The sequence below is a fragment of the Pseudomonas sp. KH_024_B2 genome (assembly GCF_057839965.1).
This window is the reverse complement of sequence record NZ_CM174502.1, coordinates 1,139,022-1,154,447: the sequence shown is the minus strand read 5'-3', so window position 1 is coordinate 1,154,447 and position 15,426 is coordinate 1,139,022. Positions and strand designations below refer to the sequence as shown.

The 15,426-nt window shown below is 58.0% G+C and carries 13 protein-coding genes; 5 read left to right on the top strand and 8 right to left on the bottom strand.

Features of this window, described 5'->3' with window-relative positions; genetic code table 11:
- Positions 1–10 precede the first annotated feature (10 nt).
- The gene (tcdA, locus tag AC3I0A_RS05410; RefSeq protein WP_489376582.1) at positions 11–823 is read right to left on the bottom strand and encodes a tRNA cyclic N6-threonylcarbamoyladenosine(37) synthase TcdA; all 813 of its coding nucleotides are present in this window, start codon (positions 821–823) and stop codon (positions 11–13) included.
- 278 nt (positions 824–1,101) lie between these two features.
- Between tcdA and AC3I0A_RS05405 the strand changes: the two genes are divergently transcribed.
- From AC3I0A_RS05405 to AC3I0A_RS05390, 4 genes are all read left to right on the top strand, one after another.
- Positions 1,102–3,693: a glycosyltransferase gene (locus AC3I0A_RS05405; RefSeq protein ID WP_489376581.1), complete on the top strand. Its 2,592-nt coding sequence runs from the start codon at positions 1,102–1,104 to the stop codon at positions 3,691–3,693.
- 211 nt (positions 3,694–3,904) lie between these two features.
- Positions 3,905–5,056 carry a succinyl-diaminopimelate desuccinylase gene (gene dapE / locus AC3I0A_RS05400; RefSeq protein ID WP_489376580.1) on the top strand — a complete coding sequence of 384 codons (1,152 nt, stop codon included), beginning with the start codon at positions 3,905–3,907 and terminating at the stop codon, positions 5,054–5,056.
- Positions 5,056–5,865 carry a putative RNA methyltransferase gene (locus AC3I0A_RS05395; RefSeq protein ID WP_489376579.1) on the top strand — a complete coding sequence of 270 codons (810 nt, stop codon included), beginning with the start codon at positions 5,056–5,058 and terminating at the stop codon, positions 5,863–5,865. Before dapE ends, AC3I0A_RS05395 begins: the two co-directional genes overlap by 1 nt.
- Before the next feature lie 82 nt (positions 5,866–5,947).
- Positions 5,948–6,325, top strand: a complete 378-nt coding sequence (locus tag AC3I0A_RS05390; protein ID WP_489376578.1) for a hypothetical protein — start codon at positions 5,948–5,950, stop codon at positions 6,323–6,325.
- Between the two features lie 143 nt (positions 6,326–6,468).
- Here the strand turns inward: AC3I0A_RS05390 and AC3I0A_RS05385 are convergent, their stop codons facing one another.
- From AC3I0A_RS05385 to prfB, 7 genes are all read right to left on the bottom strand, one after another.
- Positions 6,469–6,798 carry a PA3694 family proteiin gene (locus tag AC3I0A_RS05385; RefSeq protein WP_489376577.1) on the bottom strand — a complete coding sequence of 110 codons (330 nt, stop codon included), beginning with the start codon at positions 6,796–6,798 and terminating at the stop codon, positions 6,469–6,471.
- On the bottom strand, positions 6,795–7,709 hold the full coding sequence (locus AC3I0A_RS05380; RefSeq protein WP_489376576.1) for an alpha/beta hydrolase: 915 nt from the start codon (positions 7,707–7,709) through the stop codon (positions 6,795–6,797). Before AC3I0A_RS05380 ends, AC3I0A_RS05385 begins: the two co-directional genes overlap by 4 nt.
- Before the next feature lie 212 nt (positions 7,710–7,921).
- On the bottom strand, positions 7,922–9,199 hold the full coding sequence (locus tag AC3I0A_RS05375; protein WP_489376575.1) for a flavohemoglobin expression-modulating QEGLA motif protein: 1,278 nt from the start codon (positions 9,197–9,199) through the stop codon (positions 7,922–7,924).
- A gap of 34 nt (positions 9,200–9,233) precedes the next feature.
- The gene (locus AC3I0A_RS05370; protein ID WP_489376574.1) at positions 9,234–9,779 is read right to left on the bottom strand and encodes a hypothetical protein; all 546 of its coding nucleotides are present in this window, start codon (positions 9,777–9,779) and stop codon (positions 9,234–9,236) included.
- Positions 9,780–9,821: 42 nt separating this feature from the next.
- Positions 9,822–10,526 carry a TetR/AcrR family transcriptional regulator gene (locus tag AC3I0A_RS05365; protein ID WP_489378422.1) on the bottom strand — a complete coding sequence of 235 codons (705 nt, stop codon included), beginning with the start codon at positions 10,524–10,526 and terminating at the stop codon, positions 9,822–9,824.
- A 112-nt stretch (positions 10,527–10,638) separates the two neighbouring features.
- Positions 10,639–12,141 carry a lysine--tRNA ligase gene (lysS, locus tag AC3I0A_RS05360; protein ID WP_489376573.1) on the bottom strand — a complete coding sequence of 501 codons (1,503 nt, stop codon included), beginning with the start codon at positions 12,139–12,141 and terminating at the stop codon, positions 10,639–10,641.
- Positions 12,142–12,259: 118 nt separating this feature from the next.
- A protein-coding gene (gene prfB / locus AC3I0A_RS05355) for a peptide chain release factor 2 (protein ID WP_419116221.1) occupies positions 12,260–13,355 on the bottom strand; the annotation gives its coding sequence in 2 pieces (ribosomal slippage) (positions 12,260–13,282 and positions 13,284–13,355; 1,095 coding nt in all).
- Positions 13,356–14,067: 712 nt separating this feature from the next.
- Between prfB and AC3I0A_RS05350 the strand changes: the two genes are divergently transcribed.
- Positions 14,068–15,414 (top strand): saccharopine dehydrogenase C-terminal domain-containing protein, encoded by a 1,347-nt coding sequence (locus tag AC3I0A_RS05350; RefSeq protein WP_489376572.1) that lies wholly within the window; start codon positions 14,068–14,070, stop codon positions 15,412–15,414.
- The last annotated feature ends 12 nt before the right edge of the window (positions 15,415–15,426 follow it).

The following is a 15,426-nucleotide window of genomic DNA, read 5'->3' as shown; positions in this document are numbered from 1 at the left end:
GCAGCAACCCTTAAACCACAGGCTTGACCCGATCCGCCGGCCGCCGCACGCCGGCTACGATCTTGTCCACAGCCTTGGTCGCGGCGACCATGCCGAAGGTCGCCGTGACCATCATCACTGCGCCAAAGCCGCCGGCGCAATCGAGCTTCACGCCGTCGCCGACAAAACTCTTCTGCAGGCAAATGCTGCCGTCCGGTTTCGGGTAGCGCAGCTGCTCGGTGGAGAATACGCAAGGCACGCTGTAATGGCGGGTCACGGTGCGGGAGAAGCCATAGTCACGACGCAAGGTCGAGCGCACTTTCGAGGCCAGCGGATCATTGAAAGTCCGATTGAGGTCACAGACCTGAATCAGCGTCGGGTCGATCTGCCCGCCAGCACCGCCAGTGGTGATGATCTGGATCTTGCGGCGTTTGCACCAGGCGATCAGCGCGGCCTTGGCGTTGACGCTGTCGATGCAGTCGATCACGCAATCGATGTCTGGCGTGATGTATTCGGCCATGGTCTCGCGAGTGACGAAGTCGGCCACCGGATGCACCGTGCAATCAGGGTTGATCCCACGCAAGCGCTCAGCCATCACCTCGACCTTGGCCTGGCCGACGGTGCTGTCCAATGCATGCAACTGACGATTGCTGTTGCTGACGCAGACATCGTCCAGGTCGAACAACGAGATTTCGCCGACCCCGCAACGGGCAACGGCTTCCGCCGCCCAGGAGCCGACTCCGCCGACCCCGACGATCGCCACATGGGCCGCACGCAAGCGCGCAAGACCTTCGATGCCATACAAACGGGCGACGCCAGCAAACCGCGGATCTTCTGAACTCATGACCATTACCCTAAAAACCGGCGCGCATTATAGGGCCGGCGTCGGCGAAGAGCATCTTTGCGCTATGAACGGCGGCCAAGCCTGCTTAAATAGACTACATATCACTGCGATTTAAGCTACAACGCAGCCGGTAAAGAACTTAATCGGACTTGGGTTGCCCAATGTCCGGCCATTCTGCTGTCCGCTGTACGATCAGCTGAAGGCCAGTGTAGGATGCGCGCCCCTTGGCGCACGCCAACCGTTCCCTCGTTCCACACCTTTTGGAACCCGAAATAGCTATGTCATCGCGTAAATTTGGACTCAACCTGGTGGTGGTTCTGGCAATCGCCGCGCTGTTCACCGGCTTCTGGGCGCTGGTCAATCGCCCGGTCTCGGCCCCCAACTGGCCTGAACAGATCTCCGGCTTTTCGTACTCGCCGTTCCAGCAAGGGCAGTACCCACAAAAAGAGCAGTATCCATCCGACGATGAAATGCGTCGTGATCTGGAGATCATGAGCAAGCTGACCGACAACATCCGTACCTACTCGGTCGACGGCCCCCTTGAGAACATCCCCAAGCTGGCTGAAGAGTTCGGCCTGCGGGTCACTCTGGGGATCTGGATCAGCCCGGATCAAGAGCGTAACGAGCGCGAAATCACCCGGGCCATCGAAATTGCCAATAGCTCGCGCAGTGTTGTGCGGGTTGTCGTGGGCAACGAAGCGATTTTCCGTAAGGAAATCACCGCCAAGGAACTGAGCGTTCTGCTTGATCGCGTACGCGCCGCCGTCAAGGTTCCGGTCACCACGTCCGAGCAGTGGCACGTCTGGCAAGAACATCCTGAGCTGGCCAAGCACGTCGATCTGATCGCGGCCCACGTCCTGCCCTATTGGGAATACGTCCCGGTAGACAAAGCCGGTCAGTTCGTTCTCGACCGTGCACGGGACCTGAAAAAGATGTTCCCGAAAAAGCCGCTGCTGCTGTCCGAGGTGGGCTGGCCGAGTAACGGCCGCATGCGTGGCGGTACCGATGCCAGCCCGGCCGATCAGGCGATCTACCTGCGCACGCTGGTCAACAAGCTCAACCGCCAGGGCTTCAACTACTTCGTGATCGAAGCCTTCGACCAACCGTGGAAGGCCAGTGACGAAGGCTCGGTCGGCGCCTACTGGGGCGTTTTCAACGCCGCACGCCAGCAGAAATTCAACTTCGAAGGCCCTGTCGTCGCGATCCCGCAGTGGCGCGTACTGGCCATCGGCTCGGCGGTTCTGGCGATGCTCTCGCTGGCCCTGCTGTTGATCGACGGCTCGGCGCTGCGTCAGCGCGGTCGTACCTTCCTGACCTTTATCGCATTCCTTTGCGGTTCGGTGCTGGTGTGGATCGGCTATGACTACAGCCAGCAATACAGCACCTGGTTCAGCCTGACGGTGGGCTTCTTGCTCGCCCTCGGGGCGCTCGGGGTGTTTATCGTGTTGCTGACCGAGGCCCACGAACTGGCCGAGGCGGTCTGGACCCACAAACGCCGGCGCGAATTCCTGCCGGTGGTGGGCGATTCCGACTACCGTCCAAAAGTCTCGATTCATGTGCCCTGCTACAACGAGCCGCCAGAGATGGTCAAACAGACCCTCGATGCGCTGGCCAACCTCGACTATCCGGACTTCGAAGTCCTGATCATCGACAACAACACCAAGGACCCGGCCGTCTGGGAACCGGTGCAGGCCTACTGCGAAACCCTCGGCCCGCGCTTCAAGTTCTTCCACGTCGCGCCACTGGCCGGCTTCAAGGGCGGTGCGCTGAATTACCTGATTCCGCACACTGCACCGGACGCCGAAGTCATCGCGGTGATCGACTCCGATTACTGCGTCGAGCCGAACTGGCTCAAACACATGGTGCCGCACTTCGCCGACCCGAAAATCGCCGTGGTGCAGTCACCGCAGGATTATCGCGACCAGAACGAAAGCACCTTCAAGAAGCTCTGCTACTCGGAATACAAAGGCTTCTTCCACATCGGCATGGTCACCCGCAACGACCGCGACGCGATCATCCAGCACGGCACCATGACCATGACCCGTCGTTCGGTGCTCGAAGAGCTGGGCTGGGCCGACTGGTGCATCTGTGAAGACGCCGAATTGGGTCTGCGGATCTTCGAAAAAGGCCTGTCGGCTGCGTATTACCACGACAGCTATGGCAAAGGTTTGATGCCCGATACCTTTATCGACTTCAAGAAACAGCGCTTCCGCTGGGCCTACGGAGCGATTCAGATCATCAAGCGTCACACTGCCAGCCTGTTGCGCGGTAAAGACACCGAGCTGACCCGTGGCCAACGCTATCACTTCCTTGCGGGCTGGTTGCCGTGGGTTGCAGATGGCATGAACATCTTCTTCACTGTCGGCGCCCTGCTGTGGTCGGCGGCGATGATCATCGTGCCGCAACGGGTCGACCCGCCACTGTTGATCTTCGCGATCCCGCCATTGGCGTTGTTCGTGTTCAAGGTCGGCAAGATCATCTTCCTCTACCGTCGTGCGGTCGGGGTCGACATGAAGGATGCATTCGCGGCGGCACTGGCCGGTCTGGCGTTGTCTCACACCATCGCCAAAGCGGTGTTGTACGGCTTCTTCACCAGCAGCATTCCGTTCTTCCGCACTCCGAAAAATGCCGACAATCACGGCTTTTGGGTGGCGATCTCGGAAGCCCGCGAAGAGATGTTCATCATGCTGCTGTTGTGGGGCGCGGCGCTGGGCATCTGCCTGGTGCAGGGTCTGCCGAGCAACGACATACGCTTCTGGGTGACCATGTTGCTGGTGCAGTCGCTGCCGTATCTGGCGGCGCTGATCATGGCGTTCCTGTCGTCGCTGCCGAAACCTTCGACCGAGACTGAGCACGCACCGGCCGTCTAAATCAATACAGAAGCACTAATCGGCGGCCAATGGCCGCCGTTTTGCTTTAAGATATCCGCCATTTTGTAGGCCTTGAGCTCAATGGCCTGACCCAATACCTGTGGGAGCGAGCCTGCTCGCGATGAGTCCGTCACATTCAACATCTATGTTGACTGTCAGTCCGTCTTCGCGAGCAAGCTCGCTCCCACATTTACAGTTTTCGGAGCTTTCCATGACGGCCCACGCCGACCTTTCGCCGACCCTTCAACTCGCCTGTGATCTGATTCGCCGTCCGTCGGTGACGCCGATCGATGCCGATTGCCAGAAGCTGATGATGCAGCGCCTGGGCGATGCCGGCTTCAAGCTGGAGCCAATGCGCATTGAGGATGTGGATAACTTCTGGGCGACCCATGGCAAACACGAAGGCCCGGTGCTGTGCTTCGCCGGCCACACCGACGTGGTCCCGACCGGCCCGGTGCAAGCCTGGCAGACCGATCCGTTCGATGCGCTGATCGACGAACACGGCATGCTTTGCGGCCGTGGCGCGGCGGACATGAAAGGCAGCCTCGCGGCCATGACCGTGGCGGCCGAGCGTTTCGTCGCCGACTATCCGGATCACAAAGGCAAGGTCGCCTTCCTGATCACCAGTGACGAAGAAGGCCCGGCCCATCACGGCACCAAAGCCGTGATCGAGCGTCTGGTTGCCCGCAAGGAGCGCCTGGACTGGTGCATCGTCGGCGAGCCGTCGAGTACCACGCTGGTCGGTGACGTGGTGAAAAACGGTCGTCGCGGCTCCCTCGGCGCCAAGCTCACCGTGCGCGGTGTGCAAGGCCACGTGGCCTATCCGCACCTGGCGAAGAACCCGATCCACCTCGCCGCCCCGGCACTGGCGGAACTTGCCGCCGAACATTGGGACCACGGCAACAGCTTCTTCCCGCCGACCAGTTTCCAGATTTCCAACCTGAATTCCGGCACCGGCGCGACCAACGTGATCCCCGGTGATCTGGTCGCCGTGTTCAACTTCCGGTTCTCCACTGAGTCGACCGTCGAAGGCCTGCAACAGCGGGTTGCCGATATCCTCGACAAGCATGGCCTGGACTGGCATGTGGAGTGGGCGCTGTCCGGCCTGCCGTTCCTCACCGAACCGGGTGCGCTACTCGATGCCGTCGCGGACAGCATCAAGGCCATTACCGGCCGTGAAACCAAGGCGTCCACCAGTGGCGGCACGTCCGACGGGCGCTTCATTGCGACCATGGGCACCCAAGTGGTCGAACTGGGCCCGGTCAACGCAACGATTCACCAGGTCAATGAGCGTGTGCTTGCCAGCGACCTCGATGTGCTGACCGAAATCTACTACCAGACCCTGATCAAGTTGCTCGCCTGATGCTCACCTGCCCTATCTGCACCGCGCCGCTGAGCGCGGTCGACAATGGCGTGGCCTGCCCGGTCGGGCACCGCTTCGACCGCGCGCGTCAGGGGTATCTGAACCTGCTGCCGGTGCAGCACAAGAACAGCCGTGATCCCGGCGACAACCAGGCGATGGTCGAAGCCCGGCGTGATTTCCTCAACGCCGGCCATTACGCGCCAGTCGCCAGACGCCTTGCCGAACTGGCCGCCGAACGTGCGCCCCAGCGCTGGCTGGATATCGGCTGTGGCGAGGGTTACTACACCGCGCAAATCGCCGAAGCCCTGCCGAACGCCGAGGGCTACGCGCTGGACATCTCCCGCGAAGCAGTGAAGCGCGCCTGCCGGCGCAATCCGCAGCTGACCTGGTTGATCGCCAGCATGGCCCGTGTGCCGCTGGCCGATGCCAGCTGCCAGTTCCTCGCCAGCGTTTTCAGCCCCTTGGACTGGCAGGAAGCCAAGCGCCTGCTCAGCCCTGGTGGCGGCTTGATGAAAGTCGGGCCGACCAGCGGCCATCTGATGGAATTGCGCGAGCGCCTGTATGACGAGGTCCGCGAGTACACCGACGACAAGCATCTGGCGCTGGTGCCCGAAGGCATGCAGCTGCAACACAGCGAAACCCTGGACTTCAAGCTGAGCCTGGCCAGTGGTCAGGACCGCGCCAACCTGTTGGCCATGACCCCCCACGGCTGGCGCGCCAGTGCCGAACGCCGGGCGAATGTCATCGAACAGGTCGAGCCGTTCGAGGTCAGCGTGTCGATGCGCTACGATTACTTCGTGCTTCAATAACCCCTTAATTCATGGCCTTGAGCATAGTTTGAGGCCGACTAAATCCGCGAATGGATTTTTCAGACCCGCAGTGAGGACATCCATGCGCCAACCCGATATCGAGATTTACCTGAAAGACGCCGACGTCGACTACAAGGCCATCGCGGCCTGGCTCGGCACGGCTCTGGGCCCTTGCACCGACTGGGTACAGAAAGGCCAGACCTACAAATGCAAGGCCGGCAATGTGCCGGTGACCTGGCTGCCCAAGGCCGTCGGCAAGTGGAACAGCCTGCACCTGGACAGCGACCAGACCCCTTGGGACGACGACATCGCCTGCGCCCGCGCCGCGTTCGCCGCGCTGAACGTGGAAGTGCGCTGCGCACCGGGTAGCTGGGTCGAAGAAGAAGGTGAGGAGTCGGCGGATCGCTGGATTCGGATCAGCGCCGATGGTGAAGAAGAGATCACCTGGAAAACCGCCTGAGTGTGGGAGCAGCCGGTCGACGCTCGATTGCTCGCGATAGCGGTGTAAGGCGCGCAGTCGATGTCGCGCCAGATGACGCCATCGCGAGCAAGCTCGCTCCCACAGTACTTGTGCACGACGTTAATTTGGTGCGGGAGATTGAGTTACTGCTCCAGTTTTTGTGGCGTTTCCTGGCCCATGCAGCGCACCGCTTTCTTCTTGCTATTGACCAGTACGCCGGTCAAACCCTTCTGCCCGGTGTCGAACAGCACCAGCACGCCATCAATGCACTGTGCCACTTGTGCAGCGGGTTCCAGCGATACTTTGTAATCCTCGCCCGGCTGGGTCTTGACCATGGTGAAGTCGCTCAGCAGCAGCGCATCTTCCGGTTTGGCGAAGTGCAGGTAACCGTAGAACCACAAGGCCCCGACGGTGCCGAGGATGCTGCAGATACCGGTGATGATCAGGGGGATGGCGTTGCGTTCTTCACTCATTGCGGACTCTCTGGAGGTTCAACTTCTGAATTCGGGGGTTGCGGGTAATTCGGGATTTCGCCCAGCCGGCGCAGGCCGTTGAAATGCTGCGGATCATCAAGATAGCGCAGCATGACTTTGCGCCAGACCGGGTCGGCCAAGGTCTGTACATGGCCGCCACGGGTCAGTTGCAGCACCCGCGGTGGGGGCGCAGCTTGATACAGACGGATGCCGTTGGAAAGAGGCACCAGCGGATCATCGATGCTGTGGTAGATCAGTTTCGGCACAGCGTTGAGCTGCGCCATGGCGCTGATTGCGCTGTCGTCGTCCGGCACCAGCCAGGACAACGGCACCTGGAACAGCCAGGTCAGCCAGTAGGTACTCAAGCCGTAGCGTCCGACATCACGGTAACTGGCGGGCACGCCGTCGAGAACGATCGCTTTGAGCTGGCGTTGGCGCTCGGGATGTTTGACCAGATAGTGCACGGCCAGCGCACCGCCGAGGCTCTGGCCAAGGACCACCAGCGGTTTTCCTTGCACCTCGGGGGCGCTGTCCAGCCATTTGAACGCCGCGTCAATGTCCTGATAAATCTCCGGTAATTGCGGTTTCCCTTCAGAGAGGCCATACCCCCGATAGTCCACCAGCAACACCTGATAGCCCTGCTCCGGCAGCCACCAACTGGCGCCCAGATGCCAGGCCAGGTTGCCACCATTGCCGTGCAGATGCAGCACGGTGCCCTTGACCGCCACGCCAGCCTTGGCCGGCAGCCACCAACCGTGCAGCTTGAGGCCGTCGGCAGTGATCAGCGTGACGTCACGGTATTGCAGCCTGGCCTTTTGCGGAGTGAATGGCTGGCCGGGTTCAGGATAGAACAGCAAGGAGCTGCAACCGCTCAAGGCCAGTAACAGACTGATGATGCCGAGGATTCTCATCCGATTGAAACCTCGCGTTGAATGTTGAAATTCTTTGGCCTTATGCAGACTTGTGGCGAGGGAGCTTGCTCCCGCTGGACTGCGAAGCAGTCCCAAAATCTGCAATCGCGTTTTATCTGACTCACCGTATTCACAGGTTTTGCGGCTGCTGCGCAACCGAGCGGGAGCAAGCTCCCTCGCCACAAAAGCCTGTCCACCGGCAGACGTAACTGTTACAGGATATTCGAGTAATCCGCCTCGATCCGGTCCAGGCTCAGATGATTGAGGAAGTTGGAGAAGCACATCCAGGCCGACAAGGCATTCAGATCGCGGAACTGATCCGGCAAATACTTGGGCGGTATGATCAGGCCTTCGTCCACCAACTGACGTAAGGTGCGCATGTCCTCCAGGGTGGTCTTGCCACAAAACAGCAAGGGTATCTGCTCAAGCTTGCCTTTACGCACGGCCAACTGAATGTAGTTGTAAACCATGATAAAGCCCTTGAGGTAGGACAAGTCTTTGGTAAATGGCAGACCGTTAGGCACCGAGCCGCGGAACACCCGGCTGGCGTTGCCGTAGCTTTGCGCCATATCGAAGCCATGTTCGCGGAAGAATTCGAAGATCTGCATGAAGTCCGCGCCCTCTTCCACCATGTGAATGGCGCGGGTGCGGTTGGTCAGTTTGCGCAGGCGGCTGGGATAGGAGGCGAAGGTGATGATTTCCATCAGGATCGCCAGGCCTTCCTGGGTCACGGTCGAAGACGGCGGGCCCTTGGACAGGAAGGTGCAGATCGGCTGGTTCAGACCATTGAGGGTAGTGCCCACATGCACCAGCCCTTCATGGACTTCCAGGGCGCGCACGTCACGGTCGTTGAACATCGCATCGGCGCGGATCTTGATGTAGTCGGCACCGGCCGCCGCATCGGCGACGATCCCGTCGGACTCGAACACCCGAATGGTTTCCTCGGCCTCGCCGAAGACCTTGTTCAGACGGGTTTGCAGCAGGTGGACGGCTTCCTTGGCGGTCAGGGTCTTGGGTTCGTCCTTGAGGTCGCCGCGGCCGTCGATGTTGTTCAGGTAGTCGGAGAGCATCAGGCCCAGGTCGGCCAGCGTCGGGTCACCGGCATGGAAGGCATCGGAGGCGGCGCCGTAAAGCTCCTGGGAGATCAGACCGAAATCTTCGGTGCCGCGCGCTTCGAGCATGCGCACTACCTGGCGGTATTCCTTGCACATGCGCCGCATGATCTGCCCGACCGGATTGAACTGGCCCAGTTGACGGGTGATATCACGCTCGATGTTCTGGAATTCCAGCTTCACCGCACTGGAGTCGAACGACAGCGGGCGATTGAGGTAGTAGTCGCGGTCGACGGCGGGCATTTCCTTGCCATTGGCCTTGAGGAAACCATTGCGGATGTTGTCGTCCCATTTGACCGCATCGAGTACGCGGATCGGCGTTTGCGCCAGCACTATGCGATCGGACAAGAGGCGTATCGTCTGCTGGTAATCGTCCACCCGAAGCTCCTATTGATAACGTTTTGTGCCGCGTTTACTTGCCCGAACGCTGAAAGCGCGCCGCTTCGACGAACACGTCAGAGTTGGCGGGATCATCCAGCCAGGCGAACACCTGTTCCAGCGGGTTGCTGATCAGCACGCCCTCGCCGTCCTGGGTGTCAAAGGGTTCACCACTCAGGGCCTCTTGCCCCAGCGCCTGATGGATCTGCTCAAGGTCCAGGTTGTAGACCACCAGTTCATGGTTATCGGTCAACTCGAAACCGGCGATAGTGAAATGACCACCAAATTTATCCGGCACAGCCGCAGACAGGTACCAGCGACTGCCATGGCGCGAAACGGTGAAATCATAGCCGTCGCGCTGTTTCGGCTTGCCTTGGGGGTAGCTGACGGCCCTGTAGCGATTGGCGGCAACGCGGGTCAGCTGAAGACTGAGTGCCTCGCCCCAGGCGTTCTTGCTGGTCCATTTGCCGAGCAGCGCGGCAGGCGCCGCCTGATCGGCTGGCAGCGGCTCCTTGAAACTCACCAGACAGCCACTGAGCAGCAGAAACGACAAGGCGATTACGACACGCCAGGACTTCATTCAATACTCCCTATGAACACAACGCCGACCGCTCCCACAGGGTTACACCGACGCCAACACCAAATGCATGTAACGCTTGAGAATTCCGAGCATTTCTTCCTCGGACTCAGGCTCCGGGTCATTGAGCAGACCTTGATATTCCATCCGTCCGATAATAGCCGTCAACACTTTGGCATCTTGTTGTGGCTCACGGGAACCCAATACCTGGAAAAACTGGCAAGTACCTTGTAGGAGAATTTGCTGGTGCGAGCGCACCAACAGCGCCAGACGCGGGTTAAGCAACGCTTCCTGGCGGAACGCCTGTTCGGCCATCAGGTGCTCACGACGGTTGTGCAATTGACGCTGGACATAGTCGCCGGTCAACCGGGCAATGTCGTCAGCCAGTTGCGAACGGGACTGCGGGCTGCCGTCGCCATAAGCGACCATCTCGCGCAGCAGGCCTTCGTTGCTGGCCCAGAGTTTGGCCATGAAGGCCGCGCTGCGCTCCACGTATTGCGCGAAGGTATCGGTGAGCAAGTCATCGATATCCTTGAAATAGTAAGTGGTCGCCGACAGCGGCACGCCAGCCTCGGCCGCCACTGCACGGTGACGCACCGCCCGCACACCGTCACGTACGACAATGCGCATCGCGGCATCGAGAATGACCTGTCGGCGCTGCTCGCTGCCCTGTCGGCTGGCCTTGCGACCCTGGTACTGAACGCTTTCAGCGACCGCAGTGGCGATCCCAGCTGCACCTTCTAGAGCAATTGCATGATTCACGACAGGTATTTCCTCTCAAATGAAAGCAACAAATTGATACGTTTGTACCAGACAGGCAATAAAAAGCCGCCTGATGTAGGCGGCTTTTTATTCAGAACACTTACGCTTGCGGCCGCATGTGCGGGAACAGGATCACGTCGCGGATCGACGGAGCGTCGGTGAGCAGCATCACCAGACGGTCGATACCGATACCTTCACCGGCCGTCGGCGGCATGCCGTACTCCAGGGCACGGACGAAGTCGGCATCGTAATGCATGGCTTCGTCGTCACCGGAATCCTTATCGCGCACCTGCGCCTGGAAGCGTTCGGCCTGGTCTTCCGCGTCGTTCAACTCGGAGTAGGCGTTGGCGATTTCACGGCCACCGATGAACAGCTCGAAGCGGTCGGTGACGTTCGGATTGGTGTTGTTGCGACGGGCCAGCGGCGACACTTCGAACGGGTATTCGGTGATGAAGGTCGGCTGTTCCAGTTTGTGCTCGACCAGCTCTTCGAAAATCATGGTTTGCAGCTTGCCCAGACCTTCGAAGCCTTTGACGTCGGCACCGGACTTCTTGGCGATAGCCCGAGCCTTGTCGATGTCTTGCAGATCGGCTTCGGTGATCTCGGGGTTGTACTTGAGGATCGAAGCGAACACCGAGATGCGCTGGAACGGCTGGCCAAAGTGGAACACCTTGCCCTGATACGGCACGTCGGTGGAACCCAGAACCAGTTGCGCGAGCTCGCGGAACAGTTCTTCGGTCAGGTCCATGTTGTCTTCGTAGTCAGCGTAGGCCTGGTAGAACTCGAGCATGGTGAACTCGGGGTTGTGCCGGGTCGAAACGCCTTCGTTACGGAAGTTGCGGTTGATCTCGAACACACGCTCGAAACCACCGACCACCAGACGCTTGAGGTACAGCTCCGGCGCGATGCGCAGGAACATGTCCAGGTCCAGGGCGTTGTGATGAGTCTCGAACGGCTTGGCCGCGGCGCCGCCAGGGATGGTTTGCAGCATCGGCGTTTCGACTTCGAGGAAGTCGCGCTTCATCAGGAAGCTGCGGATGTGCGCGATCACTTGCGAACGGATGCGGAACGTCTGACGGACTTCTTCGTTGACGATCAGGTCGACGTAGCGCTGGCGATAGCGGGTTTCGGTATCGGTCAGACCGTGGTGCTTGTCTGGCAGCGGGCGCAGGGACTTGGTCAACAGGCGCACGTTGGTCATTTCAACGTACAGGTCGCCTTTGCCGGAACGGGCCAGGGTACCTTCGGCGGCGATGATGTCGCCCAGGTCCCAGGTTTTCACTGCGGCCAGGGTTTCTTCAGACAGGGTTTTACGGTTGACGTAAACCTGGATGCGCCCGGACATGTCCTGGATCACCATGAAGGAACCGCGGTTGAGCATGAGACGACCGGCAACCTTGACCGGGATCGCCGCCTCGGCCAGATCTTCCTTGGTCTTGTCCACGTACTGCTTCTGCAAGTCTTCGCAGTAGCTGTCGCGGCGGAAGTCGTTGGGGAAGGCCTGACCCTTGGCGCGCTCGGCAGCAAGCTTTTCCTTGCGCAGGGCGATCAGGGTGTTTTCTTCCTGTTGCAGGGCTTGCGGATCGAGTTGTAGGTCGCTCATGTCTTTGAATTTTCCATCACAGGTTCGTTGCCCCCAGCCTTCGGCTGGGGATCGCGGGCAAGTCGGGTCGCCGCACCGCTCGCTACTACAGGGTCGCGGTGACCCTGTAGCGCGGGCCTTAAAGCCCTTGTTTCAGGCTTGCCACCAGGTATTCGTCGATATCGCCGTCAAGCACGTTGGTGCAGTCGCTGCGCTCGATGCTGGTACGCAGATCCTTGATCCGCGACTGGTCGAGTACATACGAGCGGATCTGATGACCCCAGCCGATATCCGACTTGGTGTCTTCCAGCGCCTGGGAGGCGGCGTTGCGTTTCTGCACTTCCTGCTCGTACAAGCGCGCCCGCAACATTTTCATCGCGGTGTCTTTGTTTGCGTGCTGGGAGCGTTCGTTCTGGCAGCAGACCACGGTGTTGGTCGGTACGTGAGTGATCCGTACCGCCGAGTCGGTGGTGTTTACGTGCTGACCACCGGCACCGGAGGAACGATAGGTATCGATCCGCAGGTCCGAGGGGTTGATGTCGATTTCGATGTTGTCATCGATTTCCGGCGAGACGAAAACCGCCGAGAACGAGGTGTGACGACGGTTGCCGGAGTCGTACGGGCTCTTGCGCACCAGACGGTGCACGCCGATCTCGGTCCGCAGCCAGCCAAAGGCGTATTCGCCCTTGATGTGCACGGTCGCGCCCTTGATCCCGGCGACTTCGCCGGCAGACAGTTCCATGATGGTTGCGTCGAAACCGCGTTTATCCGCCCAGCGCAGGTACATGCGCAGCAGGATGTTGGCCCAGTCCTGGGCTTCGGTGCCGCCGGAACCGGACTGGATGTCCAGATAAGCGTTGTTGGGGTCCATCTCGCCGCTGAACATCCGGCGGAATTCAAGCTTCTCGAGGGACTCGCGCAGACGCTCGACTTCAGCGGCGACGTCGTCGACAGCAGCCTGGTCTTCTTCCTCGGCAGACATCAGCAGCAGGTCTTTGGCATCGGCCAGACCGCTGGACATTTCATCGAGGGTATCGACGATCTGGGCCAGCAAGGAACGCTCGCGGCCTAGATTCTGGGCGTATTCAGGGTTGTTCCAGACACTCGGATCTTCAAGCTCGCGATTGACTTCGGTCAGACGCTCATGCTTTTGATCGTAGTCAAAGATACCCCCGAATAGTTTCGGAGCGCTCGGACAGGTCCTTGATACTGTTAAGGATCGGGTTGATTTCCATGGCGGGCAGCACTCGTTGGCGAACTTTTGAAAGCCGACGAGTATAACGTAATCAGGCTGTCACGGCAGCCCGTCGAGCGGCAAAGCATCGAAATCACTGGGTTCAGACGGGTCATGGCCAAGAGCGCCTGATGTGGGCTGGGAGCTTTCAGCGAGGGGCCACTCAGGAATCTCGACCGGACACACCTACGATCTCCTCAGATAGCTTATCCACGGCGCGATGAAAACGTCGAAAATTCTGTAGGAAACAACCTCAATAGAAACGGACAAAGACTACAAAGTTAGCAATTGCTCAATGCTTTGTTTTTATCTATAAATAAACGATACAAAGTAAGTCAGAGCAACTGAATAGCGCCTGACTACTTAACAATCGCACTATCACCTTAAGCTAAAGCTTAGGCCAACTGTTGCGCTGTCTAAAACCGCAATTGCGAAAAAAACTAGCGAAAGCTCGATCTTATTATTGAGCCTCTATGACACTGTCCTTTGATCGTTCTCCCGGTGGCTGACATGTCCAACATCGCACAGGGTAATAATTTTTGCATTGCCACACCCCACTACAAGTCGTCGATGTTGGGTATATCTGAATATATTGCATCGCGACAACCTTCCTCAGCTGCATTAAATGCAGCGTTATCCCTAACCTATAACCTGCCTCACCTGTGCGGCTTGGGTAGAGATGCCATTATCACGAACAAAACTAAAGGACTATAATGAAACTCATCAACAACATAATAATTGTAGGCTTTGGCAGCATTGGCCAAGCACTACTTCCGTTATTAGTCGAAAACTACAACGCAAAGATTATTATCTTCGACAAAGAAACGGATGAGGTTCGACAGGACATTGCGAAAGAGTTTTCGGCCATCTTAAAGAAAAAACTAATAACTGATGATAATTTTTGCGAAGTTTTGTCCCCACTACTAAGTGGCAGTAGCTTTCTATTGAATTTGGCGGTATCCGTTTCAAGTATAGCTTTGATAGATCTTGCTCAACGATTCAAGGCACTTTATCTAGATACCTGCATAGAGCCTTGGGAGTATGACACCCAGAAAGGTCATGGACTTACTAGCAATCATTGTCTACGGGAGGAATTGAAAGAATACGCGCAAGCTCAGGCGGGGACAACAACGGCACTCGTTGCACATGGAGCAAATCCCGGCTTCATCTCCATACTGCTCAAGAAAGCATTGCTTGAAATGGCAATCATTAACGAAATACACGATCGACCAACGGTACAAGTCGAGTGGGCTGAGTTAGCCGAGAAGCTTGGATTGCAAGTTATACAGATATCAGAGCGAGACACTCAAGTCACTTCAAGAACTCGCGAAGCCTATAATTTTATGTGTACTTGGTCTGTGGATGGGCTTATCACCGAGTGTTTGCAGCCAGCGGAAATAGGATGGGGATCCCACGAAGAGGCAACGCCTCATGGAGCTAAAGTTAACGGCTATTCACTGGAACTGATCGAGCAGGGGCGAGAGGTCATAGTGAAAAGTTGGTCCCCTAACTATTTAGAGTTTTCCGCGTATTTGTTGACGCATAATGAATCGCTCTCAATTGCGGAATACTTAACTTTAGGCGATCCTGTCAACCCCCAATATCGGCCGACTGTTTATTACGCTTATCACCCTTGCGATCAAGCGGTAGAATCAATGCAACTGCTTAATGACGGAAGTGAAAACCGAATCGCCTCCAAGGAAGTATTGAAAGACGATATAGCCTCAGGTATCGATGAGCTTGGTATTTTTTTGATCAGCAAAAAATACAAATCATTTTGGCTCGGATCTAATCTTTCAATAGGTAAGGCGAGAAAAATGGCGAAGCACAATAGCGCCACAAGCTTGCAAGTTGTCTCAAGTATAGTTGCTGGAATGAAGTGGGCTGAGCAGCACCCCGAGTCTGGAGTGCTAGAATCCGAAAGTCTCGACTGGCAGTACATTTTCGATTTCGCGGAGCGGTATTGGCAGCCAATAGTTACGCAGGAAACTGATTGGCGGCCAGGTTCACCTGGCGACACCTTATCCTTTCAGAATTTTCGAGTACTTCCTCAGAGTTAAACTAAAAGACAA

Coding starts and splice junctions, on each gene's coding strand:
- tcdA (WP_489376582.1), bottom strand. CDS start 823: ATGAGTTCAGAAGATCCGCGGTTTGCTGGCGTCGCCCGTTTGTATGGC.
- AC3I0A_RS05405 (WP_489376581.1), top strand. CDS start 1,102: ATGTCATCGCGTAAATTTGGACTCAACCTGGTGGTGGTTCTGGCAATC.
- dapE (WP_489376580.1), top strand. CDS start 3,905: ATGACGGCCCACGCCGACCTTTCGCCGACCCTTCAACTCGCCTGTGAT.
- AC3I0A_RS05395 (WP_489376579.1), top strand. CDS start 5,056: ATGCTCACCTGCCCTATCTGCACCGCGCCGCTGAGCGCGGTCGACAAT.
- AC3I0A_RS05390 (WP_489376578.1), top strand. CDS start 5,948: ATGCGCCAACCCGATATCGAGATTTACCTGAAAGACGCCGACGTCGAC.
- AC3I0A_RS05385 (WP_489376577.1), bottom strand. CDS start 6,798: ATGAGTGAAGAACGCAACGCCATCCCCCTGATCATCACCGGTATCTGC.
- AC3I0A_RS05380 (WP_489376576.1), bottom strand. CDS start 7,709: ATGAGAATCCTCGGCATCATCAGTCTGTTACTGGCCTTGAGCGGTTGC.
- AC3I0A_RS05370 (WP_489376574.1), bottom strand. CDS start 9,779: ATGAAGTCCTGGCGTGTCGTAATCGCCTTGTCGTTTCTGCTGCTCAGT.
- lysS (WP_489376573.1), bottom strand. CDS start 12,141: ATGAGCGACCTACAACTCGATCCGCAAGCCCTGCAACAGGAAGAAAAC.
- AC3I0A_RS05350 (WP_489376572.1), top strand. CDS start 14,068: ATGAAACTCATCAACAACATAATAATTGTAGGCTTTGGCAGCATTGGC.